Raw genomic sequence first — 26,157 nt, 5'->3', positions numbered from 1 at the left:
CCGGATCAGCGCCCCGCCTTGTGCGGCAGCAGGAGCGCGTAGAGCGCCGCGTTCATCGGGGCGGGCACGCCGGCTTCGCGCGCCAGGCGACAGGCGGCGCCGGAGATCCAGTCGATTTCCAGACGGCGGCCCTGTTCGAGGTCGATGGCGGTCGAGGCGCGCATGTCGTCGGGCAGCGTCTGGAGCATCTCCCAGTTCGCGGCCTCCAGATCGGCGCGGATCGCGATCCCGCGCGCCCGGGCGAGCGCCGCCGTCTCGGCCATGACCTGCCGGAACAGCGCCGCCAGCTCCGGATGGGCGCGAGATCGTGCCGATGGTGCAGCGCGCCGCCGCCGTCACCCCGGATATCGCGGAGAACAGCACGAATTTCGACCAGAGGTCGCGCGTGATATCGTCGGTCGGGGGCGCGGCGACGCCGGCCTCCGTCAGGGCGGCCCGCAGGGCGTCGATCCGCGCCGAGGGGCGGCTGTCGCGCTCGGCGAAGACGAATCGGTCCAAGCGGCCGGTCTGGCGGATCACGCCCGGCTCGGCGATCGTCGTCGAGACCTGCGCCATGCCGTTGGCGATATTGCCGGGCGGCAGGATCCCGGCCAACCGGTCGGCGGCTTCCACGCCGTTGAGGAAGGGCACGACCACGGTGTCGGGGCCCAGCATCGGCCGGCAGGCCCGCGCGGCGTCCGGGAGATCGTCGCCCTTGACCCCGAAGATGACGACATCGACCGGCCCGACCGCGGCCGGGTCGTCGGTCGCGATGGCGGGGCGGATCGACTCGCGCCCGTCGGGCCCGTCGAGGATGAGGCCGTCTTGCCGGATGGCTTCGAGATGCCGGCCGCGCGCGATGGCGGCGATCTCGTGCCCGGCGCGGCCGAGCTTGACGGCGAGGTAGCCGCCGATGCCGCCGGTGGCCATGGTCGCGATCTTCATGGGACGAGCCCTCCGCTCCGGCCGGAATGGCGGCAGCCTAGCGCAGGCGGGGCGCGGGGCGAAGCGAAAGCGGCCTTTCGCGCGGCTTCGGTTGACCGCCGGCCAATTCGGCGCGACGCTTGGGGCATGGCCATCGAACTCACCCCGCGCGATCCGCGCATCCACGTCTTCTCGGTCTCGGACGGCACGCTGAAGCTGGCCCATCAGACCTTCCTGTCGCGCCTGACCGAGCCCGCCGACGCCACGCCGCTGACCGAGGCGGTGGGCGCACCGATCGACACGACCTATGCCGAGGTCTTCGCCGTGGCCGACGTGCAGCCGATGGGCCTGCGCGACTATCTGGGTCAGGCGCATGACATCCCCGAGGCGGAGCTCGCCCGCGACGCGGGGAAGCTCGACGCGCTGCGCGGCGACGTGGTGGTGCTAGCGCCGCGCGCGCTCGAGGGCATCGAGCGGCTGGAGCCGGTGCCCGAGCTGACGCCCATCGGCGCCTATGCGCCAGCCGAGGCCGACGACACGCCGCGCGACCTGCCGCCCGCGGCGCGCGAGCCGCGCATCGCGACGCCGGGGGTGGCGACCGGCTCGAAGATGCAGCGCAAGACGATCGTCTGGATCGTGCTGGGCGCGCTGCTCTTGGCGGGGCTGCTCACCGCGCTGGTCTGAGCCGGCCCGTCCGCCGCGACGCACCGATTGCCAGCCCGCGCGCCGGCGGCTAGTCGGGGGCATGGCCGCGACCCTGTTCACCGATGCGAGACTGATCGACCCCGTCGCCGGGACCGAGACGCGGGGCGAATTGCGCGTGGAGGACGGGCGGATCACCGGGCCGGGACCCGCGGGCGAGGTGATCGACTGCCGCGGGCGCTGTCTCGCGCCGGGGATCGTGGATCTGGGCGTCAAGGTCGGCGAGCCGGGCGAGCGCCACAAGGAAAGCTTCCGCACCGCCACGGCCGCGGCGGCCGCGGGGGGCGTCACCACGATCGTCTGCCGCCCCGACACCACCCCCGCCATCGACAGCCCCGAGATGCTGGACCAGGCGCAGGCGCGCGCCGCGGGCATGCCCGTCCGCGTCCATCACATCGCGGCGCTGACGAAGGGCCGCGCGGGCCGCGAGATGGTCGAGATCGGCTTCCTGAAGGATGGCGGCGCGCTGGGCTTCAGCGATTGCGACAGCGTGGTCACCGACACGAAGGTGCTGTCGCGCTGCATGGTTTATGCCCGTTCGCTGGGCGCGCTGGTGATCGGGCACCCGCAGGATCCGGGCCTGAGCGCGGGGGCCTGCGTGACGAGCGGGAAGTTCGCGTCGCTCAAGGCGCTGCCCGGCGTCTCGCCGCTGGCCGAGCGCATGGGGCTGGAGCGCGACCTCGCGCTGGTCGAGGCGACGGGCGTGCGCTGGCATGCCGACCAGATCACCACCGCGGCCGCGCTGCCCGCGCTGGCCCGCGCGCGGGCGGCGGGGCTGGATGTCACGGCGGGCACGTCGATCCACCACCTGACGCTGAACGTGCTGGACGTGGCCGACTACCGCACCTTCTTCAAGGTGAAGCCGCCCCTGCGCACCGAGGACGACCGGCTGGCCGTCGTCGAGGCGTTGGCGGCGGGGGCGATCGACGTGATCTCCTCCATGCACACGCCGCAGGACGAGGAATCGAAGCGCCTGCCCTTCGAGGAGGCCGCCTCGGGCGCGGTGGCGCTGGAGACGCTGCTTCCGGCGGCGATGCGGCTGGTCCATGCGGGCCACCTGGCGCTGCCGGCGCTCTGGCGCGCGCTGTCGCTGAACCCGGCGCGGCGGCTGGGCCTGCCGGGCGGCACGCTGGAGGCAGGCGCGCCTGCGGATCTCGTGCTGTTCGACCCCGACGCGCCCTTCGTCATGGACCGCTTCACGCTGCGCTCGAAATCCAAGAACACGCCCTTCGACGGCGCCCGGATGGAGGGCCGCGTGATCGGCACCTGGGTCGGCGGCACGCGGGTCTTCGACCGGGAAGGCGCGGATGCCTGAGATCACGACCCCCGCGCTCTGGCTGATCGTGACGGCGGTGCTGGCCTACGGGCTGGGATCGGTGTCTTTCGGCCTGCTGATGGCGCGGGTCTTCGGGCTGGGCGACCTGCGCAAGATCGGCTCGGGCAATATCGGCGCGACCAACGTGCTACGCACCGGCAACAAGCTCGCCGCCCTGCTGACGCTGGTGGGCGACGCGGGCAAGGCGGGGGCGGCGGTGCTGATCGCGCGCGCGGCGCTGGGGCCCGATGCCGGGCAACTCGCCGGCTTCGCGGCCTTCGCGGGCCATGCCTATCCGGTCTGGCTGGGCTTCCGGGGCGGCAAGGGCGTGGCGACCTTCCTCGGCGCGGTGCTGGCGCTGGCCTGGCCGCTGGGCCTCGCGGCCTGCGCGTCCTGGCTGGCCTGCGCGGCGCTGAGCCGCATCTCGTCGGTCGGCGCGCTGGGCGCGGCGGTGCTGGTGCCGATCTGGGCGATCTGGCTGGCGCCCGAGGCGATCGCGGTCTGCGTGGCCTTCGGGCTGTTGATCTGGTGGTTCCACCGGACCAACATCGCCCGCATCCTGCGCGGCGAGGAGCCGCGGATCGGCCGCAAGGCGGCCTGAGCCAAGGGGGCCCCATGGGTTTCAGCGAATCGGTCCGGCACGTCCTGGGCAATTACGTCACCTTCGCGGGCCGTGCGCCGCGGTCGGAATTCTGGTGGTTTCAGCTGTTCTATTTCATGGCCGGGTTCGTCGCGGGCGCGCTGGACGCGGTGGTGTTCGGCCTGGGCCCGGAGTCGGCGGCGGTCTTCGCGCCGCTCCTGTCGCTGGGGCTGCTGCTGCCGTCGCTGGCGGTCCTGGCGCGGCGGCTGCACGATATCGACCGGACGGCCTGGTGGATCCTCCTGTTTTTCGTGCCGGTGGTCGGGGCCGTGGTGATTTTGATCTTCGCGGTGCTGCGCGGGACCGAGGGGCCGAACCGCTTCGGCCCGGATCCGTTGGGCGGGCCGGGCGCGGGGACGGGCGGCGGCGGGGCGGCCTATGCCGACGATGTGCGGTCCTCCTCGGTCCCGACGGTGGGCCGCTGAGCGCGCCGCGGGCCGTGGCGGTGGCGGAGCGGCTGCTGACGCTGCCGCTGGGCACCTTCCGGGGCCGCGCGCTGGGCCGCGACTGGCTGGTCACCCGCGCGCTGCATGCCGGCGGCGCATCCGAGAAGCTGGTCGCCCGCGCGCTGGACGGGTCGGATTACGTGTCGATGAACCTCTACCGCCTGGCCGCCGGCCCGCGGCTCAAGCCCTGCGAGATGCCGGCGGCGAAGGTGGCGGATTTCGTGGCCGCGCTGGAGGTGGTGGCGGAGGAATGACGGCGCGGGTCGGGTCGCTCAGCGCCGCTCCAGCGCCTCGGCCGTGCGGCGCGTGTTCTCGTGGATGCCGAGAAACAGGTAGAGCAGCCCGCCCGCCACCAGGAGGTAGAAGCTGCCGCCCACGAGGATGAGCAGCGCCGGGAAGAGCCCGCCCTCGGCCGAGACGAGCGTGGCGGCGGCCCCGCCGAGGACGGCGACGGCGCCGAGGATCACGACGAGCCCCACGATCCTGTCGAGGGCCCGGATGAAGAAATCGCGCATGAGGGATCTCCCGTTGTCGAACAGGGCGACAGCCTAGCAGGCGATCCCGGGTCGCCGCGAGGGAGTCCCGGCGCGGCAGCCGGCCGGTGCCCCGCGGCTCAGTAGCTGCGTTCGGCGTAGATCCGGCTCAGGTCGCCCTGCCAGGGGCCGTGATAGTCGTCCAGGAGCTCGTCGGCCGGGACGCGCCCCGTCTCGACCGAGTCCTTGAGCGCGTTGAGGAAATGCGTCTCGTCGGGCACCAGCCCGCCCGACCCGGCGCGGGCGCGGGCCTTCAGCCCGGCTTCGGCGATGGCCACGCATTCGCGGGCCAGATCGTGCATCTTCACGCCGCCCGCCTCGGCTTGCAGCCCCGCCTCGGAGGCCGCGACGCGCAGGCCCAGCCGCGTCTCCTGGTCCCAGCCCTTCGCGAGGTCCCAGGCGGCGTCGAGCGAGGCCTGGTCGTACATAAGCCCGACCCAGAAGGCCGGCAGGGCACAGAGCCGGCGCCACGGGCCGCCATCGGCGCCTCGCATCTCCATGTATTTCTTGATCCGTGCCTCGGGGAACAGCGTCGTCAGGTGGTCGGCCCAATCCGAGAGCGTGGGCTTCTCGCCGGGCAGGGCGGGCAGCTCGCCCTTCAGGAAGTCGCGGAAGGACTGGCCCAGCGCATCGACATATTCGCCGTCGCGGTAGACGAAATACATCGGCACATCGAGCGCGTAATCGACCCAGCGCTCGAAGCCCATGCCGTCCTCGAAGACGAACTCGGGGATGCCGGTGCGTGCCGCGTCGAGGTCGCGCCAGACCCGCGCGCGCCAGCTCTTGTGACCGTTGGGACGGCCGTCGAGGAAGGGCGAATTGGCGAAAAGCGCGGTGGCCACCGATTGCAGCGCCATGGCGACGCGCAGCTTCTGGACCATGTCCGCCTCGGAGGCGAAGTCGAGATTGACCTGCACGGTGCAGGTGCGCCGCATCATGGTCTTTCCCATGCTGCCCACCTTGTCCATGTAGGCGTCCATCAGCTTGTAGCGGCCCTTCGGCATCAGCGGCATGTCCTCGTGCCGCCAGACCGGCGCGGCGCCCAGCCCGATGAAGCGCGCGCCGATCGTGTCGGCGACCTCGTGCACCTCGCGCAGGTGGTCGTTCACCTCGTCGCAGGTCTGGTGGATCGTCTCGAGCGGCGCGCCCGACAGTTCGAGCTGGCCGCCCGGTTCGAGCGAGATGTTGGCGCCGGCCTTTTCCAGCCCGATCAGGTGGGCGCCCTCGGTGACGGGCGACCAGGCGAAGCGGTCGCGCAGCCCTTCCAGCATCGCGCGGATCGAGCAGGGGCCCTCATAGGGCAGGGGGGCGAGCGTCTCCGCGTTGTAGCCGAACTTCTCGTGCTCGGTGCCGATACGCCAGTCGGCCTTGGGCTTGCAGCCCGATTCCAGGTAGCCCGCCAGCTGCGCATGATCGGTGATGGGCCCGCCGCCGGACTGGGGGATGGACATGGGGCTGGGCCTTTCCTTCGTGTCGAAGCCGAGGACTGAGCGCGGGGGGCGGTCAAGTCAAGGCGCGCAGGGGCGTGCGGCGCCAGACCACGCGGAGGCCAGGTGTGCGGTCCTGCACGGCGCGCACCATCGCGCCCGCGTCGAGCCCGGGCAGCGGCGCCAGCGCGTCGAGAAGCGTCTCGGCCCCGCGCGCGCCCTCGGGGATCCAGACCGGCGGGCCCGCGGCGGGGGCGAGACGCCAGAACGCCTCGCCGGTCGCGGCGCGGCGGAAGGCCAGCTCGTCGAGTTCGTCGAGCGCGATGCTGCCGCCCAGGACCGGGCCGAGATAGGTGATGCGGCCCTCGTCGACCTCGACGATGCCCGGCGCCTCGGCCTCGCTGCGAAACCGCGCGTGGCGGATGCCCGAGAGCGCGAGGACCGCGCCCAGGGGCAGCAGGGCCAGCCCGAAGAGGAAGGGCAGCCCGCCCGAGGTCAGCAGAAGCCAGAGGCCCGCCGCCAGCGCGACCGCGCCGGCGATGGCCTCGCGCCAACGGCGCAGGCGGGCGGCGGCCTCGGGTCGGATCAAGCCCGCGCCCGAATGCCCAGGCGTGCGAGGGCCGAGGCCGCCTCGGGCTTCATCGTGACGGTCGCATCCTCGGGGCCGAAATCGCACATGAGCGCCGCCCAGGACGGGCTGTCGCCCTCCGCGTCGGATGCCGGCGGCGCGCCGAGCCATTCCTTGCGGCGCTCGCACATCGTCTCGAATCGCGTGCGCCAGGCCTGGTCCTTCGCGCCGATCGCCGCGCTCAGGTCGCGCGGGCTCTCGCCCGGACGGTTCAGCACGGCCCGCAGGATCAGCGACTCGCCATCGGTCGGCGGCAGCGTGCCGAAGGCCACCGCGACGCGGGGTTCCAGCCCGGTCTCGGCCAGGCGGTCGAGGCGCGAGCTTTCCGCCTCGGTCGCGTCGACCGTGTGGGAATCGATGGCCTCCCCGACGGCGCGCCCCGCTTCTTGGCGGTCGGGATCGTCCGAGTCCGCCCATTCCTCCGCCCGGGCCCGCAGCCGCGCGATGCGGTCTGCGTCCATCTGCGGAATGGCCGCCAGCGTCTTTTCGATATCCGGTCTCATTCGGTTTTTCCTTTCCAATCGCCGCGCGCTGCCTGCCAGAGGGTCAGCGCGGACACTGCAGCCGTGTCGGCGCGCAGGATCCGCGGGCCTAGCGCCACTGGCACGGCGAAGTCGAGCCCCCGCAGCCGCGCACGCTCGGCCGGAGAGAAGCCGCCTTCGGGTCCGATCAGCACCGCGGCGGGCGCGGCGGGCCAGGCGCCGGGGGTGCCGTCCTCGGCCCAGAGCGGGTCGTCGGACAGGGTTTCGTCGCAGAAAACCAGCGCCCGGTCTTCGGGCCAGCGGTCCAGAAGGCGGGCGAGCGGCGCGATCTCGGCCACCTCGGGGACGAAGGTGCCGCCGCATTGCTCGGCCGCCTCGACGGCATGGGCTTGCAGGCGGTCGCGGCGGATGCGCTCGGAATTGGTGTATTCGGTCGCGACCGGCAGGATCTGGGCCGCGCCCAGCTCGGTCGCCTTCTCGACGATGAAATCGGTGCGCGCCTTCTTGATCGGCGCGAAGAGGAGCCAGAGATCCGGCGGATCGCGCTGCGGCGCGACCTGCGCCTCGAGAACCAGCGTACCGCCGCGCTTGCCCGCCGCCTCGATCCGCGCGCGCCACGCCCCGGAGCGGCCGTCGAAGACGGTCAGCGTGTCGCCCGGGCCCAGCCGCATCACGCCCGAGAGGTAATGCGCCTGGTCCCGCGACAGGGGGGCGGATTGCCCCGCCCCGAGCGGACCGGCTATGTGCAGCCTGACCTTGCTGTCCACCTGAGGACCTCCATGAGCGACACGACCGATCAAGGGCAGGTGGCCGATGCCGTCAAGGGCAACTGGGTCGACCGGCTGGCGCCAACGCCCGCGCGGCCCTTCCTGCGGCTGAGCCGGGCGGATCGGCCGATCGGGACCTGGCTGTTGCTGCTCCCCTGCTGGTGGGGGCTGCTGCTGGCGGTGGCGGCGACGGGCTTCCGGCCCGCGGATATCTGGATCGCGGCGGGCTGCGCGATCGGCGCCTTCCTGATGCGCGGCGCGGGCTGCACCTGGAACGACGTGAGCGACCGCGACATCGACGGCGCGGTCGCGCGCACCCGGTCGCGGCCGATCCCGTCGGGGCAGGTGTCGGTGCGCGGCGCGCTGGTCTGGATGGTGGCGCAGGCGCTCGTCAGCTTCGTGATCCTTTTGACCTTCCACCCGACGGCCATCGCGCTGGGGGTTCTGTCGCTGCTGCCGGTCGCGGTCTATCCCTTCGCCAAGCGCTTCACCTGGTGGCCGCAGGTCTTCCTGGGGCTCGCCTTCAACTGGGGCGCGCTGCTGGCCTGGGCGGCGCATACCGGCAGCCTCGGCTGGCCGCCGGTCCTTCTGTATCTGGGCGGGATCGCCTGGACGCTGTTCTACGACACGATCTACGCCTACCAGGATGTCGAGGACGACGCGCTGATCGGGGTGAAATCCACCGCCCGGCGCTTCGGCGACCGCCCGCGCCCCTGGCTGCGCGGCTTCGCGGCGGCGACGGTGGCGCTGGCGGCGGCGGCGGTGCTGACGGCGCTGCCGCCTTTGCCCGCGATGGTGGCGCTTCTCGGGGTCTGGGCGATGGGCTGGCACATGGCCTGGCAGCTGTCGCGGCTCGAGATCGACGATCCGGCGACCTGCCTGCGTCTGTTTCGCGCCAATCGCGAGACCGGCCTGATCCTCCTGCCGTTTCTTGCCGTTGCCGCGGCGCTTTGATTGCCCCTCGCCCGCCGCGGGTCTAATCAGGCGCGACAGAACGGGGCACGCATGAGCCGCAAGAAGACAATCGCAACCCTCGCCGCCTTCGCGCTGGCCGCCGCCGGGGCCGCCGGAGCGGCCTGGTTCGGGGCGGCCCATATCGAGGCCAGCTCGCGGGCCGCGGTGACCGAGATCCTGACCGAGAATCAGCTGGACTGGGCCGGGGTCGAGACCGACGGGCTGCAGCTGATCCTGACCGGGACGGCGCCCAGCGAGCCGGCGCGGCTGCGCGCGGTGACGCGGGCGGGCGACGTGGTCGACCCGCGCCGCATCATCGACGCGATGGAGGTCGAGGCCTCGGCCCCCGTCCGCGCCGCGCGCTTCTCGCTGGAGGTGCTGCGCAACGAGGCGGGCGTCTCGGCGATCGGCCTGGTGCCCGGCGCCGGGGGTGCCGAAATGCTGGCGGGTCTTCTGGACGGGCTCTCCGAGGAGGCCGCGCTGCCGGTCACCAACATGGTCGAGAGCGCCGACTACCCGGTGCCGCCCGCCTGGGAGGCGTCGCTGCGCTTCGCCGTCTCGGCGCTGGAACGGCTGCCGCGGTCGAAGATCACCGTCGAGCCGGGGCGCGTCACGGTGACCGCCGTGGCCGACAGCGCCGAGCAGAAGGCACAGCTGGAAACCGAACTGGCGCGGCGGCGGCCGCGGGACGTGGCGCTGGCGCTCGACATCGCGGCGCCGCGCCCGGTCATCACGCCCTTCACGCTGCGCTTCATCCTGCCCGCCGACGGCGCCCCGCGATTCGAGGCCTGCGCCGTCGACAGCGAGGCCGCGCGCGCCCGGGTGCTGACCGCCGCCTCGGCCGCGGGCTTCACCGGCAAGGCCGATTGCGAGATCGGGCTGGGCGTGCCCTCCGCCTCCTGGGGCGCGGCCGTAGCCGAGGGCATCGCCGCGCTGGACGCGCTGGGCGGCGGCACGCTGACGCTGTCTGATGCCGATGTCTCGCTGATCGCGCTTGAGGGCACCTCGCCCGAGCTGTTCGAGCGGGTGACCGCCGAGCTGGACACCGCGCTGCCCGAGATCTTCGCGTTAAGCGCCGTGCTGCCCGCCGGGGCCGAGCCCGACGCCGCTTCGCAGGGGGCGACCCCGGAATTCACCGCCACGCTTTCGCCCGAGGGGCAGGTGCAGCTGCGCGGCCGGCTCTATGACGCGGCCCAGCAGCAGGCGGTGCTGAGCTATGGCCGCGCGCTGTTCGGCGTGCAGGAGACCTATATCGCCACGCGCGAGGATCCGAACGTGCCGCAGGGCTGGCCCACCCGGGTGCTGGCCGCGCTGGAGGCGCTGTCGCGGCTGGAGAGCGGCGTGGCCGTTGTGCGCCCCGACATCCTGACCGTGCGCGGCCTGACCGGCAGCACCCGCGCCGAGGCGACGCTGTCGGGCCTCCTGTCCGACAAGCTGGGCGCGGAGGCCGAGTACCGCATCGAGGTCGAGTATCGCGAGGAACTGGACCCGCTTCTGAACATCCCCACGCCGGAGGAATGCGAGACCCGGCTCAACGCCATCCTCGTCGAGCAGAAGCTGACCTTCGCGCCGGGCGAGGCGGTGATCGAGGCGGCGGGCGAGGGGCAGCTGGGCCGCCTGACCGAGACGCTTAAGGACTGCGAGCGCGCGGCCTTCGAGATCGGCGGGCATACCGACAGCCAGGGCCGCGAGGAGATGAACGAGGCGCTGAGTCAGGAGCGCGCGGAGGCGGTGCGCGCCGCGCTTCTGGTGCGCGGCGCCTCGCCCTCGCAGCTGATCGCGGTTGGCTACGGCGAGACGCAGCCCATCGCCGATAACGACACCGAGGAAGGCCGCGAGGCCAACCGCCGGATCACCTTCACCCTGCTCGGGTCGGATGGCGGCGAGGCAAGTGCGCAACCGGCCGTCCCCGCGGGCGGCGACAGCGAGCCCGGCGACGACGCCGCCGCCGAAAGCGAAGAGGCCACCGAATGAACCGCACCGAATTCGTCATCGCCATCGCGGTCATCCTGTTCGTGGCCTTCGCGCTGGGCTGGTTCGCCTCCTGGCTGGTCTATCGCTTCAGCCGGGTGACCACCTCGGACATGGCCGAGCTGGAGGACATGGCCCAGTCGCTGCATGATGCCGAGGAGGCCCGCGACGAGGCGATCACCTATCTGCAATATCGCGAGCAGGAGCTGTCGACCAAGCTGCACCAGGCCGAGGCCGAGCTGAAGGCCACGATGGACGGCCTGCGCGAGGCCCGGCAGGAAGCCAGCGAGCTGCGCGGCTATATCGAGAGCCTGAACGCCTGAGGCGGGCGCGTGACCCCGACGGCCGTCCCGTCGGATCGCGCGCGACCGGCCAGCGTCACTCCGTGAAGTTGTCACCGGGCCCGAGGCTGCGGCCCGATCAGCCGATCGAGGCGGGGCCTGTCGCGCGGATTGCGGCCCCGGCGGTGAGCCAGAATGCACAGCCCGCCGCCGCCTCGACCGCGTCGATGACGGGCACCTCCAGCGACCGACGCAGCTCGGCGGTGATGCGCGCCATGCCCGCGCAGCCGAGGACGATCGTCTCCGCGCCATCCTCCGCCACGGCCGCCCGCGCCTCGGCGCGGATCGCGACCAGCGCGGCGTCGGGATCCTCTTCGAGCGCGAGGACGGGCACGTCCGAGGCCCGCACCCGCGCCAGGGCGGCGGAGAGGCCGTAGGCGGCGATGTTGGCCTCGATGATCGGCACGGCGACGGGCAGGCTGGTGACCACGCTGAAGCGCCGGCCACGCAGCGCGGCGTAATGGAACGCCGCCTGCCCGATGCCGATCACGGGGCAGGACGCCCGGGCCCGGGCCTCGGGCAGGGCGGTGTCGTCGAAACAGCCGATCACGATGGCCTCCGCGCCCTGCCGGTCCGCGCGCTCCACCAGATCGAGGAGCGGGCCGGCGGCGACGGCACCGTCGGCCTCGCCCTGGATCGCGGGCGGGCCGTCCCGCGAGGTCCAGCCCTCGATCGGAAGACCGGGCGCGGCGGCCCGGGCGGCGGCCAGCATGGTGGCGGTCATCGCCGCGGTGCTGTTGGGGTTGATCAGGATGACGGGCACGGGGTCAGACCATCCCCTTCCCGGCATCCGAGCCCGCCCGCGCCCGGCGGCGCCCCATGGTCCAGACGATCAGCAGGAAGATCCCGATCACCAGGAACGAGAAGACGGTCGTGAGCGTGCCGAGCGCGAAGATGACGGGGGTCGTCACGTTGGTCGTCATGCCGAAGATCTCGAGCGGCAGGGTGTTGTAGCTGCCGGCGGTCAGCAGGGTGCGGGCGAATTCGTCGTAGCTGAGCGTGAAGCCGAACAGCGCGACGCCGATCAGAGAGGGCGCGATGATCGGCAGGACGACATGGCGGATCGTCTGCCAGCCGCTCGCGCCCAGGTCGCGGGCGGCTTCCTCGTAGGCGGGGTCGAAGCGGTTGAAGACAGCGAACATGATCAGAAGGCCGAAGGGCAGCGTCCAGGTCAGCTGCGCGCCGAAGCCGGAGGTCGACCAGTGGACCGGCAGACCCGCCTGCCCGAAGATCAGCCCGACACCGAGCGAGACCAGGATCGACGGGATCACCAGCGCCGTCACGATCAGGTAGAAGAGCACCCCCGAGCCCGCAAAGCGCTTGCGGAAGGCGAGCCCGCCCATCACCGAGACGACGATGGTGGTGACCATCACCATCAGCCCCAGCACCAGCGAGCGGCGGAAGCTGCCCCAGATATCGCCGACGGCCTGCTGCTCGAAGAGCTCGCGGAACCAGTGCAGGGAGGTGCCGCGCATCGGGAAGGTCAGGCCGCCCTGCGGGCCCTGGAAGGACAGGATCGCGATGGTGAAGGTCGGCCCGTAGAGGAACACGAGAAACAGCCCGAAAAAGGCGGCGAGGACGTAGAAGCTGCGGGGGCGGCGGTCCATCAGAGTTCCTTCCGGATGTCGACGAAGCGCAAGAGGATGCCGATCACCATCAGCACCGTGACGAGCAGGATCACCGCCGTGGCCGAGGCCGAGGGGTATTGCAGCAGCGCGATGTCGTTGGAGATCAGCCGTCCGACATTGGCGGCCTGCGAGCCCGACATGAAGCGCACGGTGATGAAGTCGCCCATCACCAGCGTCACCACGAAGATCGTGCCGATCATGATGCCGGGCTTCGTCAGCGGCACGATCACGTGCCAGACCACCTGCCAGCCCGTCGCGCCCGCATCCACCGCCGCCTCGATCAGCGACCGGTCGATCCGCATCATCGTGTTGAAGATCGGGACGACCATGAAAAGCGTGTAGAGATGGACGAAGGCCAGGATCACGCTGAAATCCGAAAACAGGAGCCAGTCGAGCGGCCGGTCGATCACCCCCCAGGACAGGAGCGCCGAATTGGCCAGCCCCTCGCGCCCGAGAAACGGGATCCACGAGATCATGCGGATGATGTTCGAGGTCCAGAACGGGATCGTGCAGAGCAGGAACAGCGCGATCTGCCAGGTGAGGCTGCGCACGTGGAAGGCCAGGAAATAGGCCACGGTGAAGCCGATCAGCAGGGTGAAGGCCCAGGTGATCAGCGCGTATTTGATGGTGTTGCCAAAGACGCGATAGGTCACGTCCGAGCCGATGAGGAAGGCGTAATTGTCGAACTCGAAGGCCGGGTAGATCGAGAACTCGGTCGCGCCCCAGAAGCTGACGATCACGATCATGATGATGGGCAGCACGAGGAATAGCCCCAGCACCGTCGCGAGCGGCAGGGCCAGAAGCCAGCCCGCCAGGTGGCGGCCCGGCGCGCGGCGGCGGGGCGCGGCGGCGGGGGCCGGCTCGGCGGCGGTGAGGGTCTGGTCGGTCATCGGGTCCCCGGATCAAGGCGATGACGCGCGCGGCCCGTGTCCCCGGGCCGCGCGCGCGGATGTCAGGACGTCAGGGCGTCAGGCGGCGATGAACTCGTTCCACTTGCGGACCATGTACTGGTTCTCGTCCATCACGGCGTTCCAGCAGGCGACTGCGCCCATCCGCTCCTCGAAGGAGCCGCCGTCGCGGGTCTCGCCCGCTTGGGCCAGCACGTCGCCGGTGGGCGAGGTGATGACGTCGGTGGCGGGCTTGCCCTCGAACCAGTAGCCCCACTCGTTCTCGGTCATGAAGGCCTTCGACGTCTCGGGCACCGCCGAGTAGTAGCCCTGCCGCATCAGGTAGCCGCCGACCCAGCCGGCGAGATACCAGTTGATGTAGTCGTAGGCCGCGTCGAGCTCCATGCCCGAGAGGTTCGAGGACAGGCCGAGGCCGCCGCCCCAGGAGCGGTAGCCCTCCTCCAGCGGCTGGTAGACGCAGGGGATGCCGCGCGACTTCACCGCGGTGATCGCGGGCGACCACATGGACTGGATCACGACCTCGCCGGAGGCCATCAGGTTCACGCTCTCGTCGAAGGTCTTCCAGAAGGCGCGGAACTGGCCGTTGCGCTTGGCCTCGGTGAAGATCGCGATGGTCCGGTCGATCTCGTCGCGGGTCATGTTGCCCTTGTCGGCATAGGTGATCTCGCCCATCGACTCGCAGACCATGGCCATGTCCATGATCCCGATCGAGGAGATGTCGAGGATCGAGGCCTTGCCCTGGAACTCGGGGTTCAGGAGCTCGGACCAGTTGTTGATCGGCCGGCCGATCAGGTCGGGGCGGATGCCCAGTGTGTCGGCGTTGTAGATCGTCGGGATCAGCGTCATCCAGCCGGACTCGTTGTCCACGAACTCGGTCCCGCCGGGGCCTTCGACGAAGCCCACGGTGTGCGGGGCGGTGCCCTGCGCGATGGTCGAGGTCGGGTTCAGCTTGCCGGTACGGAAGATGCCGACGATCTTGTCGTAGTTGAGGATCCGCGAGGTATCCATCGCCTGCAGGTTGCCGGTGGGCCAGACCTTCTTGCAGATCCAGTACTCGATATCGGCGATGTCGAAGCTGTCGGGCTGGGTCGCGGCGCGCTGTGTGACGCTGTCGCTGTCGAGCGCGGTCATCTCGAGCGTGAAGCCGAGGTCTTCCTTCACCTTGTTGGCCACGTCGTTGAGATTGGACACGCCGGTGCCGAACTGGCGCAGCACGATGTCCTTCGTCTCCTGGCCCCAGACCATCGGGGCGGGCAGCGCGGTGGCCGCCATCGCGGCGGCGCCGGTCTTGAGCATGGATCGCCGCGAGTAGCGGACCTTCGAGATGGTGGTCATGGCAGGATCCCCCTGTGTGGTTGTTGTCGGTCTTTCGTCAGGCGCGCAGCAGATGCGCCGCGCGGTCGTCCCAGCCGAGGCCGATGGCCTGCCCGGGTTCCTTCGGCGCGCCGAAGAAGTCTTGGTCGGTGAGCAGGGCCGTCACCTCCTGGTCGCCGTCGGTCGCGGCGGTCAGGGCGACATGGGTGCCCTGGTACTCGACGCCGGTGACGCGGCCCTGCAGTCGGGCGGCGCCGGGCTCGGTCACGCGCAGCGCGTCGGAGCGGATGGCGAATTGCCCGTCCGGCAGGGCGATGACGTTATGCGAGCCGAGGAACCGCGCGACGAAGGCGGTGGCGGGCGCGTCGAAGACCGCGCGGGTGGGGCCGGCCTGTTCGATCACCGCGTTGTTCATCACGACGATCTCGTCGGCGAGCGCCAGCGCCTCGTCCTGGCCGTGGGTGACGTGGACGAAGGTGATGCCCAGCTCGCGCTGCAGGCGGCGCAGCTCGCCGCGCATCCGCACCCGCAGGAACGGGTCGAGCGCCGAGAGCGGCTCGTCGAGCAGCAGGACCTGCGGCTCGGTCACCAGCGCGCGGGCCAGCGCGACGCGCTGCTGCTGGCCGCCGGAGAGCTGCGCGGGCAGCCGGTCGGCATGGGCGGTCATGTCCACCAGATCGAGCATCTCCAGCGCGCGCGCCTTGCGGGCGGCGGCGTCGACGCCTTTCATGCGTAGGCTGAAGGCCACGTTGTCGGCCACCGAGAGATGCGGGAAGAGCGCGTAGGACTGGAACATCATCGCCGTTCCGCGTTTGGCGGGCGGCAGCTGAGAGACATCGCGCCCGCCCAGGACCACGCTGCCCGCGCTGACCCCCTCGTGGCCGGCGATCATCCGCAGGGTCGAGGACTTGCCGCAGCCGGAGGGCCCGAGAAGGCAGGCATAGGTGCCCGCGTGGAAAAGGTGGTCGATCCCGTCCACCGCGACCGTATCGCCGTAGCGCTTGGTCAGCTTGACCAGTTCCAGATCGAGATCGGACCGCATGGCGCCTCCGGGTGCTGTCGAACCAGCCTTGGCCCCCGCCCGGGGCTACAGGCGAGACTCTCGCGCGTCGCCGCCGGGCGCCGGCGCGGGAGTGATGAATCTTTCCGCGAAACGGGGCACCGATGTCGCGAATCCCGGCAGAGATTGTATACGATCCAGCGGCGTGTCCCGCGGCATGTCGCGGCCCTGTTGTCGCGCATCCCGCGCTCTGGCAAAGCGGGCGCGAGGAGTACCGCCTTGACCGACCTGACCGCGCCCCCATCGCCCCCGGCCATGACCGACCCGATCGCCGTCCAGCTGATCGAGGCGATCCACGAGCATCGCGTCCGGCCGGGCATGAAGCTCTCCGAGGAGGAGGTGGCCGAGGTCTTCGGCGTCGGGCGCACCGTGGCGCGGCAGGCGCTGCGCAGCCTCGCCGATTACGGGCTCGTCCGGATCGAGCGCAACCGCGGTGCTTTCGTCGCCAAGCCCTCCGTGCGCGAGGCGCGCGAGGTCTTCGAGGCGCGCGCCCTGCTGGAGCCCTCGACCGCGCGGGCCGCCGCCGAACGGGCGACGGCGGCCGACATCGCCCGGCTGGAGGCGCATCTGGCCGACGAGCATGCCGCGCTGGACGCGGGGCAGGCGGGCCGCGCGCTGATGCTGTCTGGACGCTTCCACATAGAGATCGCGCGGATCGCGGACCAGACGACGATCGAGGCCTTCATCCGGCAGCTCGTCTCGCGCTCCTCGCTGATCATCGCGCTCTACTGGCGGCGCCAGAGCGCCATGTGCGAGAGCCACGCGCATCACGCCCTCCTGGACGCCATGGAGCGCAACGACGCCGCCACGGCGGAGGAGCTCATGAAGGGTCACCTGCTGGACCTGCTGTCGCTTCTGGACCTGCGCGAGCCCGCCGAGGAGACGGTCTCGCTGCGCGAGGCCTTCGCCCCGTGATCCGGCATCGCCGCGCGGGCCGGGCGGATCTGGAGCGCGTCCTGGACTGGGCCGCGGCGGAGGGCTGGAACCCCGGCCTGACCGATGCCGCCGCGTTCCAGGCCGCCGATCCCGAGGGGTTCTTCCTGACCGAGGCGGAGGGCGAACCCGTGGCCGCCATTTCCGTCGTCAATCACGGCCCGGCCTACGCGTTTCTCGGGCTCTACCTCGTCCGCCCCGAATTCCGCGGCCGCGGAATCGGCCACGCGCTCTGGCGTCACGCGATCCGCCACGCGGGGGACCGGACGATCGGACTCGATGCCGTGCCCGCGCAGCAGGCGAACTATGCGGCCTCGGGCTTCGTGGCCTCGACGGGCACGACGCGCTGGGTCGGCCGGATTGCCTCCACGCGGGCCGCGGGGGTCCGGCCGGTCGAGGCGGTGGAGATCCCCGCGCTCGTCGCCTGGGAGGGCCGGGCATCGGGCTGCGCGAAACCCGCCTACATGGCGCCGTGGCTTCGGGGCGACGCCGCGCGGCGGACCAGCGTCGTGGATCGCGACGGGGCCATCGCAGGCTTCGCGACGATCCGGCGCTGTCGGACGGGCGCAAGATCGGGCCGCTGGTGGCGGCCGATATCGAGGCGGCGGCGATCCTGATCGGCGCGGTCGTGCCCGAGACGCGCGAAGAGGTCGCGATCGACGTGCCGGATTTCGCGCCCGAGCTCTCGGCGCATTGCGCCGCGCTGGGCCTGGCGCCGAGCTTCGAGACCACCCGCATGTACCGGGGGGCTCCCCTCGAAGTGGGCGAAAGTATCTATGCGGTGGGGACGCTGGAGCTGGGCTGACCGTGGGTGGCTCGATCTCGGGCGCGATCTTGGCTCGGGCGTGACCGCCATCACGGGCACCGATGCCGACCGCGCCTGGAAGTTCGTGCTGTCGCTCCCCCGACCCGCCCGGCCCCGACGATCTCAGGCGGCGACGAGCGGGGTGCTGGCAGCGATGGCCCAGGCGAGGATGAGCCCGAGCCCGAGCCCGGTCGCCCAAATCCCGCGCCCGGCGACGAGCCAGCGGGCCGCGAGCCCGTAGACGGCCCAGAACAGGATCATGACCGGCAGCACGGTGAAGGCGATGCCGAGGCGCGGCGACAGGAGCATGGCGACGAGCAGGACCGCGAGGGGCAGCAGCCGCACTGCCAGCCGGGGCAGCCAGCCCAGCCCGCGGGTCAAAAGCGCGTCGCCCAGGCAGAAGGGTACGGTCCCGAGGAACAGGAGGCCCATGACCTCCAGCCGGGGGCCCCTGGGCAGGAAGGCCGCGCCGTAGCGGTCGAGCGCGGGCGCGAAGAGGACGAGGCCCCAGAGGAGGAGAAGCGCCAGCCCCGCGGCCCCCGCCACGGGTCCCGGCCGCCGCCCGGCGCGCCAGAGCGTGGCGAGCTGCACCCCGCCCCAGACGCCGAAGAAGGCTGTGAGCGCGCCGAAGGCGCCGAGGCCGAGCAGGCTCGGGGGAAACAGCGCGGCCGCCGCCAGCGCCGGGAGCACCGGGGCGGCGAGCGGGACGAGCGCGGTGGTCCAGGGCCGCGGCGTCGGTGGGGGCGTCCGGCCCAGCAGCCCCGAGAGCGGCCAGGCCAGGAGGACGAGCGCGCCGAGCAGGACCGCGATCCAGGGCCCGGGATTTGGCAGCGGCCCGAACGCCGGGCGCCCCATCGCGCCCGCGATCCAGTCGCGCGTCTCGGACAGCGTGGTCGCGCTGTAGAGCACGCCCACATGGCCGACCAGAGGGGCGGCCACGGCGCGCCGTTCGACCGCGCCGGCCCGGATGGTCTCGCCTTCCGCAGCATCTGGGTCGAGCTGCTGCAGCCGGTCGAGCGCCACCTCGCGCAGGCGGCCCTCCCGCGCGCCCGACAGGATCAGGAGCCGTTCGGGAAAGCCCGGCTCGACCGCGTCCGAATACATCGAGATCGCGACGACCGCGGCGGTGTCCTCGATCTGGGCACTGGCGCGGATCACGATGTCGGTGGCCATCGAATGCCCGACCAGCGCCACCGGCCCCGCCACGCCGGGCAAGGCCCGCGCCGCGCGCGTCACCGATACCGTCTGCGCGACCAGCTGTGCCGTCGCGCCGTCGAGCGAGGTGACGTCGCCATTCATCGGGTCGGGGTGGCGGCCATGGCCTTGGAAGTCGAAGGTCACCGCGACGAAGCCCGACCGCGCGAGGGTGATCGCCAGCGCCTGCATCATCTGGCGCGATCCGGCGTAGCCGTGGGCGATCACCACGAGCGGCGCCGCGTCGGTATCGGGCGTCCGCCAGATGGTGGCCGGGGATTCGGCCAGCGAGCGGGTCTCGACGACGAGGTCGGCGCGCTGCCGTTCGAGGGTCAGCACGGCCAGTGCCGCGACCAGACCGGCCGCGACCGCGACGAGGAGCATGATGGCGCGACGGCGGATCATTGCGGCGGACATAGCCGAGGACCGTGCGGGGCGGAGGCGACCATGCGCCGCGGCCCGTCAGGCGCGCAGGCGTTCACGAGGTGGAGCGGCAAGGCGGGCAGGCATCGGGCGGCGGGCGACGGGTCGCCCGGCGGATCACCGACCGGCAGGGGGCCCGCGGCCCGGTGGGGCGCACGGATCCTTCGCCCCACCCGAGACCGCCCGTGCCAAGGATCAGCGGTCGCTGTCGTCTTCGCTCTCGTCGTCGCTATCGTCGCTGTTGTCTTCGCTCTCTTCGTCCCCGCCCTCGGGCAGGTTGAAGAAGCTCTCGGCATCGCGGGGATCGCGCGTGTCCTTGACCTCTTCGTCATCGGCGTCGTTGCCCGAGAGCGAGAAGGTCTCCAGCCCCGAGATCGCGGAGGGCATCCGCGGCTCGTCGGGATCAGCGCCCAGGCTCTGCTCGGTCGAGACCAGCTTGCGGCGTTCGTCGTCTGACATGACTGCGCCCTCGGCGGCCTTCTTGGCGGCGGCCTTCTGAACGGCGGCATCCAGCTCGGACTGCTTGCACAGGCCCAGCGCCACCGGGTCGATGGGCTGGATGTTCTGGATGTTCCAATGCGTGCGCTCGCGAATCGACTGGATCGTGGGCTTGGTCGTGCCGATCAGCTTGGAGATCTGCGCATCCGTCAGCTCGGGGTGGAACTTCACCAGCCACAGGATCGAGGCGGGGCGGTCCTGGCGCTTCGACAGCGGCGTGTAGCGGGGCCCGCGACGCTTTTCCTCGCCGATGGCGGCCTGGTAGTGCTTGAGCTTGAGCTTGTGCGTCGGGTCCATCTCGGCCGCGTCGATCTCTTCCTGCGTCAGCTGGTTGTTGGCGATCGGGTCGAAGCCCTTCACGCCGACCGCGACGTCGCCATCGGCGATGCCCTGGACCTCCAGCTCGTGCAGGTCGCAGAAATCGCCGATCTGCTTGAAGCTGATCGTCGTGTTATCCACCAGCCAGACGGCGGTGGCCTTGGCCATGATCGGTTTGTTCATCGCGTCGCTCCTTCGCGGACCTGTCCATCTCCCCTACGGACGGACCTTCCCCGTCGCCCGGGTCAGGGGCTGCGGCGGGGGCGCCGTGTTCTCGCTTTCGGGGAACTTGGCGGGCTATATAGGCAATGCCGACCCTCGGGGAAAGACCTCAAATGATCCGCCTGATCTGCCTTCTGACGCTGCTCCTGACCCATCCGTTGCGGGCCGAGGGCGAGCGCGCGGGCGATTTCGACTATTACGTGCTGAGCCTGAGCTGGTCGCCCACCTGGTGCGCGTTGGAAGGCGATGCGCGCGGCGCGCCGGAATGCGCCGCGGGCGCGGCTCGCGGCTTCACGCTGCATGGGCTCTGGCCGCAATACGAGACCGGCTGGCCCAGCTATTGCAGCACCCCCCGACGGGAGGCCACGCGCGCCCAGACCGCGGCGATGGCCGACCTGATGGGCAGCGCGGGTCTCGCCTGGCATCAGTGGAAGAAGCACGGGCGCTGCTCGGGGCTCTCGGCGGATGATTACTTCGCGCTGTCGCGCCGCGCCTACGGCCAGGTCGCGCGGCCGGAACCGCTGCGCGCCCTGGGCCGCGAGGTGACGCTTCCGGCCCGGGTGATCGAGGAGGCCTTCCTGGAGTTGAACCCGGCGCTCGGGCCCGACATGCTGACGGTGACCTGCCGCGCGGGCCGGGTGCAGGAGGTGCGCATCTGCCTCGACAGGACGCTCGCGCCGCGCGATTGCGGCGCCGATGTCGTCCGCGACTGCCGGCTGCCGGATGCGCGGCTCGCGCCCTTGCGCTGAGGCTCAGTCGGGCGCGGCGAGGCGGGCCGCCCAGTCGGGGCCGGGCGCAGGGCGGCCCAGGTGATAGCCCTGCCCGAAATGGATGCCCAGCGCGCTGAGCAGATCGGTCTGCGCGTCGGTTTCGATCCCTTCGCAGATCACGTCGAAATCCAGCGTCCGGGCCAGCTCGCCGATGCAATGCAGGATCGCCTCCTCGCGGCCGTCGTGGCCCACGCCATCGACGAAGCTGCGGTCGATCTTGACGATGTCGACGGGGTATTGCCGCAGCCGTTCGAGATTGGACAGGCCGGTACCGAAATCATCGAGCGCCACGCGCACGCCGCGCGCGCGAAGCCGCTCGATCAGCTCGGCGGCGCGGTCGGGCTTCACGATCACGGCGCTTTCCACGATTTCGACCACCAGCCGGTCGGGGGGCAGGTGCTCCAGCAGCATCGACAGCCAGCGGCAGCCGGGCGAGCCACGCCCGTCGAGCACGGCGCCGCTGATGTTGAAGGCGCAGTAGCAGGGCGTCGGTGCGGTCACGAAGGGCAGCGCGGCCTGCAGGGCCAGCTCCGCGAAGCGGTCGGAGCCGGATTCGGGAATGCGGCTCAGCGTGTCGATGAACTGGCCGGGGGCGAGCGCGACGCCGTCGCCGCGGGTCCAGCGCAGCAGCGCCTCGACGCCGACCGTGCGGCGGTCGCGCAGATCGACGATCGGCTGGACGTGGTATTCCATCTCGCGCCGGGCCACGGCGGCCTCGACCGCCTCGCGCGCGGGCACGAGCGATGGCGCGGCGGGCACGCGCCCGGTCTCGGTCCGGTCGCCGCCCAGCGCCTTGGCGCGGGCCAGCACCATGTCGGCATGCAGCAGCGCGCGCGAGCGGGTCTCCTCGGGCAGGCTGCCGATGACGCCCGCCGAGAGGGTGCGCGCCACCGGGCCGCGCCGCCCGTCGACGATGGCCGCCCCGGCGTGGCGGCGCAGCCGGTCGGCCAGCGCGGAGGCATCGGCGAGGGCCATCTCGGGCAGCCAGAGCAGAAAGCGCCCGCTTTCCAGCCGCTCCATCCCCGCGCCCTTCGGCAGGGCGCGGCGCAGCACGTCGCCCATCGCGTTGAGCAGACGGTCGCCGGTGTCGAAATCCTCGTCGTCGTTGACGGTCTTCAGCGCGTCGACATCGAGAAGCGCGATCGCCCCGCCGGCCCCGGAGGGCGGGTCCGCGCGGCTGCGCCGCCGGGCGCCGGCCGCGGCTGCGGGGCCGTCGGCCGCGGCGCTGGGCCCCGTCCGGCCCGTCAGTCTTTCGATCCATCCGGGCATTCGGATCCTGCGATCCTCCGTCCTCGGGCGGCGGCCCGTCGCGGGCGCCCCTGGCCCTTGTGATGCGACAGAACCTCGCCCCCGCAAAGGAGAATCGGCGTCAGAACGCCTTTCGCGAGGACAGCGCGGCGCGCAGGGTGCCGCCGTCGAGATAGTCGAGCTCGCCGCCGACGGGCACGCCCTGCGCCAGCCCGCTGACGATGACGCCGGTGCCTTCCAGCTCGCGCGCGACGTAATGGGCGGTAGTCTGGCCGTCCACGGTGGCGTTGAGCGCGAGGATGACCTCGGTCACCTCCTCCGCCGAAATACGGTCGCGCAGCTTCGGGATATGCAGATCCTCGGGCCCGATATCGTCGAGCGGCGAGAGCGTGCCGCCCAGCACGTGGTAGCGGCCCTCGAAGACCTGCGCACGCTCCATCGCCCAGAGATCGGCCACGTCCTCGACCACGCAGATCTGGCCGTTCTGCCGCTTGGCCGAGGCGCAGATGGCGCAGACATCGCCCGTGGAGAGGTTGCCGCAATTCAGGCAGGAGCGGACGGTGCGGCCCACCTCCTCCATCAGGCGCGCCAGCGGGCGCAGCTGGGTGTCGCGCTTCTTGACGAGGTGCAGCACCGCGCGGCGGGCCGAGCGGGGGCCCAGACCCGGCAGGCGCGCCATCAGGTCGATTAGCGCCTCGATGTCGCGATGCCCCTCCACGTGTCGGTCCGCGCCCTCAGAAGGGCAGCTTCATGCCCGGCGGCAGGCCCAGGCTTTCGGCCATCTTGCCCATCTCCTCGCGCGACCGTTCGGCGGCGCGGGCCTGGGCGTCCTTGATCGCGGCGAGGATCAGGTCCTCGACCATCTCCTTCTCGTCGGGCTTGAAGATCGACGGGTCGATATCCAGCGCCACGAGATCGCCCTTGGCGGTCGCGGTGGCCTTGACGAGGCCCGCGCCGCTTTCGCCCTGGACCTGGATCTCGGAGAGGCCGTCCTGCATCTCGCCCACCTTGGCCTGCATCTCCTGCGCCTTCTTCATCATCCCGGCCATGTCGCCGAGGCCGCCCAGTCCCTTGAACATCTCTCTCTCGCTCCGATCGCGTTGCGTCGTCCCAGAGGTAGCGACGCGGGCGGCGGGTTGAAAGGTCCGGCCCGGCGGCCGGCCACGAAAAAGGGCCGCCCGGCGGGGCGGCCCTGGGATGCGGGGGCGAGCGGCGGTGGGTGCGGTGCGCCCGTCCGCGCGGTGGATCAGCGATTCTTGTTGGCGCCGATGAACCAGGCGTCCTTGTCGACCTCGCGGCTGAGCTCGGTGAACAGGTCCTCGACATCGTCGTCGCCGGCATCGCCCGCGGCCGCGATCGCCTCGCGGAGCTGTTTACCGTGATGCTTGAAGCGCTTCACGAGCTCGTCGATATGCTCCTGCAGATCGGTCAGCTCGACCGGGTAGGGCGGGAGCGTCGTGCTTTTCGCGGCTTCCTGCGTCGTGCCCTTGGCATGGCCGCCCATGACGGCGATGCGCTCGGCCATGGTGTCGGAATGCTCGCGCAGGCGGTCGGCCACGTCATCCAGCATCTCGTGGACGCCGATGAAGCCCTGGCCGCGCATGTTCCAGTGGGCCTGCTTGACCGCGAGCGTCAGGTCGACCGAGTCGGCCAGGCGGGCGTTGAGCAGGTCGATGACCTGCGATTGGGTTTGGCTCTCGAGGCCGTCGACGAAACTCTCGGGCATGGGAAATCCTCCTGTAGTTGTGCGTGTTCGGAGTGTGAACACGCCGACCCCCCGATTCGGTTCCAGCGCGGGCGCGCCGCGACGAACCGCCCCGGGGCGATCTTGCGGGGGACAACGCCGCATGGCTTCGAAAGGGTCCAAGGGCGAGGGAAATTCCGGCGCGGTTCGCGCTGGGCGTGTGTCGGGGCGGGCGGCTCTCTTGCGTCAGGGGCGCGCGCTCACTCCTCCTCGAACGGGTCCCATTCCTCCTCGACCTCGGCCAGCGCCTCCTCGGCGGCGGCCTCGGCAATCGCGGCGCGCGAGCGAACCTCGACCAGTTCGGCCCCGGGGAAGGCCTGCAGGATGGCCTGGGTCATCGGATGGGCCAGCGCGGCGGCCTCGGCCTCGCGCGCGGCGCCGTCGCGGGTCTCGGCGATGGTGGGTGCGCCGTCCTTGCCGATGGTCACCGCCCAGGGCGCGCCGGTCCAGCCCTGCAGCCGCCCCTTGAGGCGCGGCGCGAGATCGGGGGCCGCGTCCTCGGCGGGCTCGAACTCGATCCGGCCGGGGGCGTAGCGGACGAGCCGCAGGCCCGTCTCGACCTCGACCAGCAGCTTCACGTCGCGATTGGCGCGGATCAGCTCGACCACCTGCTCAAACGTCTGGAAGCGGGCCAGCGCCTGCTCGGCGCCGGGCTGCAGCGCGGGCTGCGCGCCGCCGCGCACGGCGCGCGCGGTCACGCCGCCGCCGCCCTTGGGCGCGGGCCGCGGCGCGGGTGCGCTGCCACCCGCGGGCGCAGGCGCGTCGCGCAACTTGCGCACGAGCTCGTCGGGCGAGGGCAGGTCGGCGACATGGGTCAGCCGGATCACCGCCATCTCGGCGGCCATCATCGCGTTGGGCGCATGGCTGACTTCCTCCAGCGCCTTGAGCAGCATCTGCCAGATCCGCGTCAGGCTGCGCATCGGCAGCCCTTGCGCGAAGGCCTGGCCGCGGGCCCGCTCGTCGGGGCTGACGGTCGGGTCCTCGGCGGCGGAGGGGGTGATCTGGATGACGCTGACCCAATGCGTGATCTCGGCCAGGTCGCGCAGGATCGCCATCGGGTCGGCGCCATCGGAATATTGCGCGCCCAGCTCCTCCAGCGCGGCAGCGGCCTCGCCTTTCATGATCAGGTCGAACAGATCCAGCACCCGGCCGCGATCGGCAAGGCCCAGCATGGCGCGCACCTCGTCTGCCCCGGTCTCGCCCGCGCCGTGGCTGATGGCCTGGTCGAGAAGGCTCATCGCGTCGCGGACCGAGCCCTCGGCCGCCCGCGCGATCAGCGCCAGCGCGTCGTCGGCGATCGCCGCGCCTTCCTTGCCGGCCACGCCGCGCAAATGGTCGATCATCACCTCGGGCTCGATCCGGCGCAGGTCGAAGCGCTGGCAGCGCGACAGGACGGTGACCGGCACCTTGCGGATCTCGGTCGTGGCGAAGATGAACTTCACATGGGCGGGCGGCTCCTCCAGCGTCTTCAGAAGCGCGTTGAAGGCGCTGGTCGACAGCATGTGCACCTCGTCGACGATGTAGATCTTGTAGCGCGCCGAGGCGGCCCTGTAGGCCACGCCGTCGATGATCTCGCGGATGTCGTTGACGGAGGTGTTGGAGGCCGCGTCCATCTCGAGCACATCGACATGGCGGCCCTCGGCGATCGCGCGGCAGGGCTCGCAGATGCCGCAGGGCTCGGTCGTGGGGCCGCCCTCGCCATCGGGTCCGACGCAATTCAGGCCTTTGGCGACGATGCGCGCGGTCGTCGTCTTGCCGGTGCCGCGGATGCCGGTGAGGATGAAGGCCTGCGCGATGCGGTCGGCGGCGAAGGCGTTCTTCAGCGTGCGGACCATCGCGTCCTGGCCGATCAGGTCGGCGAAGGTCGCCGGGCGGTACTTGCGCGCCAGCACCTGATAGGCCGGTTTGGTCTCGTCGCTCATCCGCGTCCCCCCCGAGTCCCCTCGTCGTCCGAGGGGTCATATACGCATCGGCGGGCGGTGG

General features: G+C 71.5%; 30 protein-coding genes and 1 pseudogene. 12 read left to right on the top strand and 19 right to left on the bottom strand.

Annotated elements, in window-relative coordinates; genetic code table 11:
• Positions 1-5: 5 nt before the first annotated feature.
• Both P8627_RS04445 and P8627_RS17055 read right to left on the bottom strand, forming a co-directional pair.
• Positions 6-263 carry a ketopantoate reductase family protein gene (locus tag P8627_RS04445; RefSeq protein WP_279966403.1) on the bottom strand — a complete coding sequence of 86 codons (258 nt, stop codon included), beginning with the start codon at positions 261-263 and terminating at the stop codon, positions 6-8.
• Between the two features lie 271 nt (positions 264-534).
• Positions 535-909, bottom strand: a pseudogene (locus P8627_RS17055) (ketopantoate reductase family protein); the annotation flags it as partial.
• A gap of 141 nt (positions 910-1,050) precedes the next feature.
• Here P8627_RS17055 and P8627_RS04435 point away from each other — a divergent pair.
• The 5 genes from P8627_RS04435 (at position 1,051) to P8627_RS04415 (ending at position 4,260) form a co-directional block, all read left to right on the top strand.
• On the top strand, positions 1,051-1,587 hold the full coding sequence (locus P8627_RS04435; protein ID WP_279966401.1) for a hypothetical protein: 537 nt from the start codon (positions 1,051-1,053) through the stop codon (positions 1,585-1,587).
• Positions 1,588-1,648: 61 nt separating this feature from the next.
• Positions 1,649-2,920 (top strand): dihydroorotase, encoded by a 1,272-nt coding sequence (gene pyrC / locus P8627_RS04430; RefSeq protein WP_279966400.1) that lies wholly within the window; start codon positions 1,649-1,651, stop codon positions 2,918-2,920.
• Positions 2,913-3,521 (top strand): glycerol-3-phosphate 1-O-acyltransferase PlsY, encoded by a 609-nt coding sequence (gene plsY, locus P8627_RS04425; RefSeq protein WP_279966398.1) that lies wholly within the window; start codon positions 2,913-2,915, stop codon positions 3,519-3,521. Before pyrC ends, plsY begins: the two co-directional genes overlap by 8 nt.
• Before the next feature lie 14 nt (positions 3,522-3,535).
• Positions 3,536-3,985 (top strand): DUF805 domain-containing protein, encoded by a 450-nt coding sequence (locus tag P8627_RS04420; protein WP_279966396.1) that lies wholly within the window; start codon positions 3,536-3,538, stop codon positions 3,983-3,985.
• Between the two features lie 14 nt (positions 3,986-3,999).
• Positions 4,000-4,260: a hypothetical protein gene (locus tag P8627_RS04415; RefSeq protein WP_279966395.1), complete on the top strand. Its 261-nt coding sequence runs from the start codon at positions 4,000-4,002 to the stop codon at positions 4,258-4,260.
• Between the two features lie 18 nt (positions 4,261-4,278).
• Here the strand turns inward: P8627_RS04415 and P8627_RS04410 are convergent, their stop codons facing one another.
• The 5 genes from P8627_RS04410 to P8627_RS04390 form a co-directional block, all read right to left on the bottom strand.
• On the bottom strand, positions 4,279-4,521 hold the full coding sequence (locus tag P8627_RS04410; protein WP_279966393.1) for a hypothetical protein: 243 nt from the start codon (positions 4,519-4,521) through the stop codon (positions 4,279-4,281).
• A gap of 98 nt (positions 4,522-4,619) precedes the next feature.
• On the bottom strand, positions 4,620-5,990 hold the full coding sequence (locus P8627_RS04405; protein WP_279966391.1) for a glutamate--cysteine ligase: 1,371 nt from the start codon (positions 5,988-5,990) through the stop codon (positions 4,620-4,622).
• A 52-nt stretch (positions 5,991-6,042) separates the two neighbouring features.
• A complete protein-coding gene (locus P8627_RS04400) occupies positions 6,043-6,555 on the bottom strand; it encodes a hypothetical protein (protein WP_279966390.1) in 513 nt (170 codons plus the stop codon).
• Entirely contained in the window at positions 6,552-7,097 is a 546-nt protein-coding gene (locus P8627_RS04395) for a hypothetical protein (RefSeq protein WP_279966389.1), read from the bottom strand. Before P8627_RS04395 ends, P8627_RS04400 begins: the two co-directional genes overlap by 4 nt.
• On the bottom strand, positions 7,094-7,843 hold the full coding sequence (locus P8627_RS04390; protein ID WP_279966387.1) for a 16S rRNA (uracil(1498)-N(3))-methyltransferase: 750 nt from the start codon (positions 7,841-7,843) through the stop codon (positions 7,094-7,096). The genes P8627_RS04395 and P8627_RS04390 overlap by 4 nt, the downstream gene beginning before the upstream one ends.
• Before the next feature lie 12 nt (positions 7,844-7,855).
• Between P8627_RS04390 and ubiA the strand changes: the two genes are divergently transcribed.
• Genes ubiA through P8627_RS04375 form a run of 3 tightly spaced genes read left to right on the top strand, consistent with a single transcriptional unit; the run spans position 7,856 to position 11,091 of the window.
• Complete coding sequence (gene ubiA / locus P8627_RS04385) at positions 7,856-8,797, top strand: 4-hydroxybenzoate octaprenyltransferase (protein ID WP_279966386.1); 942 nt, start codon at positions 7,856-7,858, stop codon at positions 8,795-8,797.
• A gap of 51 nt (positions 8,798-8,848) precedes the next feature.
• A complete protein-coding gene (locus P8627_RS04380) occupies positions 8,849-10,771 on the top strand; it encodes an OmpA family protein (RefSeq protein WP_279966385.1) in 1,923 nt (640 codons plus the stop codon).
• The gene (locus P8627_RS04375; protein ID WP_279966384.1) at positions 10,768-11,091 is read left to right on the top strand and encodes a hypothetical protein; all 324 of its coding nucleotides are present in this window, start codon (positions 10,768-10,770) and stop codon (positions 11,089-11,091) included. Before P8627_RS04380 ends, P8627_RS04375 begins: the two co-directional genes overlap by 4 nt.
• A gap of 97 nt (positions 11,092-11,188) precedes the next feature.
• On the opposite strand, the gene P8627_RS04370 is transcribed toward P8627_RS04375, so the two are convergent.
• The 5 genes from P8627_RS04370 to P8627_RS04350 all read right to left on the bottom strand — a co-directional run bounded on the left by P8627_RS04370 (position 11,189) and on the right by P8627_RS04350 (position 16,001).
• Entirely contained in the window at positions 11,189-11,872 is a 684-nt protein-coding gene (locus tag P8627_RS04370; RefSeq protein WP_279966383.1) for an aspartate/glutamate racemase family protein, read from the bottom strand.
• Positions 11,873-11,876: 4 nt separating this feature from the next.
• Positions 11,877-12,716 carry an ABC transporter permease gene (locus P8627_RS04365; RefSeq protein ID WP_279966381.1) on the bottom strand — a complete coding sequence of 280 codons (840 nt, stop codon included), beginning with the start codon at positions 12,714-12,716 and terminating at the stop codon, positions 11,877-11,879.
• On the bottom strand, positions 12,716-13,627 hold the full coding sequence (locus P8627_RS04360; RefSeq protein WP_279966379.1) for an ABC transporter permease: 912 nt from the start codon (positions 13,625-13,627) through the stop codon (positions 12,716-12,718). The genes P8627_RS04365 and P8627_RS04360 overlap by 1 nt, the downstream gene beginning before the upstream one ends.
• A gap of 78 nt (positions 13,628-13,705) precedes the next feature.
• Complete coding sequence (locus P8627_RS04355; protein ID WP_279967394.1) at positions 13,706-14,971, bottom strand: ABC transporter substrate-binding protein; 1,266 nt, start codon at positions 14,969-14,971, stop codon at positions 13,706-13,708.
• A gap of 46 nt (positions 14,972-15,017) precedes the next feature.
• The gene (locus P8627_RS04350) at positions 15,018-16,001 is read right to left on the bottom strand and encodes an ABC transporter ATP-binding protein (protein WP_279966378.1); all 984 of its coding nucleotides are present in this window, start codon (positions 15,999-16,001) and stop codon (positions 15,018-15,020) included.
• 273 nt (positions 16,002-16,274) lie between these two features.
• On the opposite strand from P8627_RS04350, the gene P8627_RS04345 reads away from it, so the two are divergent.
• Genes P8627_RS04345 through P8627_RS04335 form a run of 3 tightly spaced genes read left to right on the top strand, consistent with a single transcriptional unit; the run spans position 16,275 to position 17,757 of the window.
• Complete coding sequence (locus P8627_RS04345; protein ID WP_279966377.1) at positions 16,275-16,934, top strand: GntR family transcriptional regulator; 660 nt, start codon at positions 16,275-16,277, stop codon at positions 16,932-16,934.
• Positions 16,931-17,569 (top strand): GNAT family N-acetyltransferase, encoded by a 639-nt coding sequence (locus P8627_RS04340; RefSeq protein ID WP_279966376.1) that lies wholly within the window; start codon positions 16,931-16,933, stop codon positions 17,567-17,569. Before P8627_RS04345 ends, P8627_RS04340 begins: the two co-directional genes overlap by 4 nt.
• Complete coding sequence (locus P8627_RS04335; protein WP_279966375.1) at positions 17,536-17,757, top strand: GNAT family N-acetyltransferase; 222 nt, start codon at positions 17,536-17,538, stop codon at positions 17,755-17,757. The genes P8627_RS04340 and P8627_RS04335 overlap by 34 nt, the downstream gene beginning before the upstream one ends.
• 123 nt (positions 17,758-17,880) lie before the next feature.
• Here P8627_RS04335 and P8627_RS04330 read toward each other — a convergent pair whose 3' ends face one another.
• Together P8627_RS04330 and P8627_RS04325 are read right to left on the bottom strand one after the other, a co-directional pair.
• Positions 17,881-19,356, bottom strand: a complete 1,476-nt coding sequence (locus tag P8627_RS04330) for an alpha/beta fold hydrolase (RefSeq protein ID WP_279966374.1) — start codon at positions 19,354-19,356, stop codon at positions 17,881-17,883.
• Positions 19,357-19,569: 213 nt separating this feature from the next.
• Positions 19,570-20,373, bottom strand: coding sequence for a DUF1013 domain-containing protein (locus P8627_RS04325; protein WP_279966373.1), 804 nt, complete (start codon positions 20,371-20,373; stop codon positions 19,570-19,572).
• A gap of 152 nt (positions 20,374-20,525) precedes the next feature.
• Here P8627_RS04325 and P8627_RS04320 point away from each other — a divergent pair, with 152 nt between their 5' ends.
• Positions 20,526-21,161: a ribonuclease T2 gene (locus tag P8627_RS04320; RefSeq protein ID WP_279966372.1), complete on the top strand. Its 636-nt coding sequence runs from the start codon at positions 20,526-20,528 to the stop codon at positions 21,159-21,161.
• A 3-nt stretch (positions 21,162-21,164) separates the two neighbouring features.
• Here P8627_RS04320 and P8627_RS04315 read toward each other — a convergent pair whose 3' ends face one another.
• The 5 genes from P8627_RS04315 to P8627_RS04295 form a co-directional block, all read right to left on the bottom strand.
• A complete protein-coding gene (locus P8627_RS04315; protein WP_279966371.1) occupies positions 21,165-22,451 on the bottom strand; it encodes a bifunctional diguanylate cyclase/phosphodiesterase in 1,287 nt (428 codons plus the stop codon).
• Between the two features lie 100 nt (positions 22,452-22,551).
• Positions 22,552-23,109, bottom strand: coding sequence for a recombination mediator RecR (gene recR / locus P8627_RS04310; protein ID WP_279967393.1), 558 nt, complete (start codon positions 23,107-23,109; stop codon positions 22,552-22,554).
• Positions 23,110-23,164: 55 nt separating this feature from the next.
• Positions 23,165-23,509 carry a YbaB/EbfC family nucleoid-associated protein gene (locus P8627_RS04305; protein WP_279966370.1) on the bottom strand — a complete coding sequence of 115 codons (345 nt, stop codon included), beginning with the start codon at positions 23,507-23,509 and terminating at the stop codon, positions 23,165-23,167.
• A 167-nt stretch (positions 23,510-23,676) separates the two neighbouring features.
• Positions 23,677-24,156: a DNA starvation/stationary phase protection protein Dps gene (gene dps / locus P8627_RS04300; protein ID WP_279966368.1), complete on the bottom strand. Its 480-nt coding sequence runs from the start codon at positions 24,154-24,156 to the stop codon at positions 23,677-23,679.
• 218 nt (positions 24,157-24,374) lie between these two features.
• A complete protein-coding gene (locus P8627_RS04295) occupies positions 24,375-26,096 on the bottom strand; it encodes a DNA polymerase III subunit gamma/tau (protein ID WP_279966366.1) in 1,722 nt (573 codons plus the stop codon).
• Positions 26,097-26,157: the final 61 nt, after the last annotated feature.

Origin of the sequence: Jannaschia sp. GRR-S6-38 (assembly GCF_029853695.1) — a bacterium.
In the GTDB taxonomy this organism is placed as follows: Bacteria; Pseudomonadota; Alphaproteobacteria; order Rhodobacterales; family Rhodobacteraceae; genus Jannaschia; species Jannaschia ovalis.
Note: the sequence above shows the minus strand (reverse complement) of the source record. Positions and strands in the feature narration are given on the sequence as shown.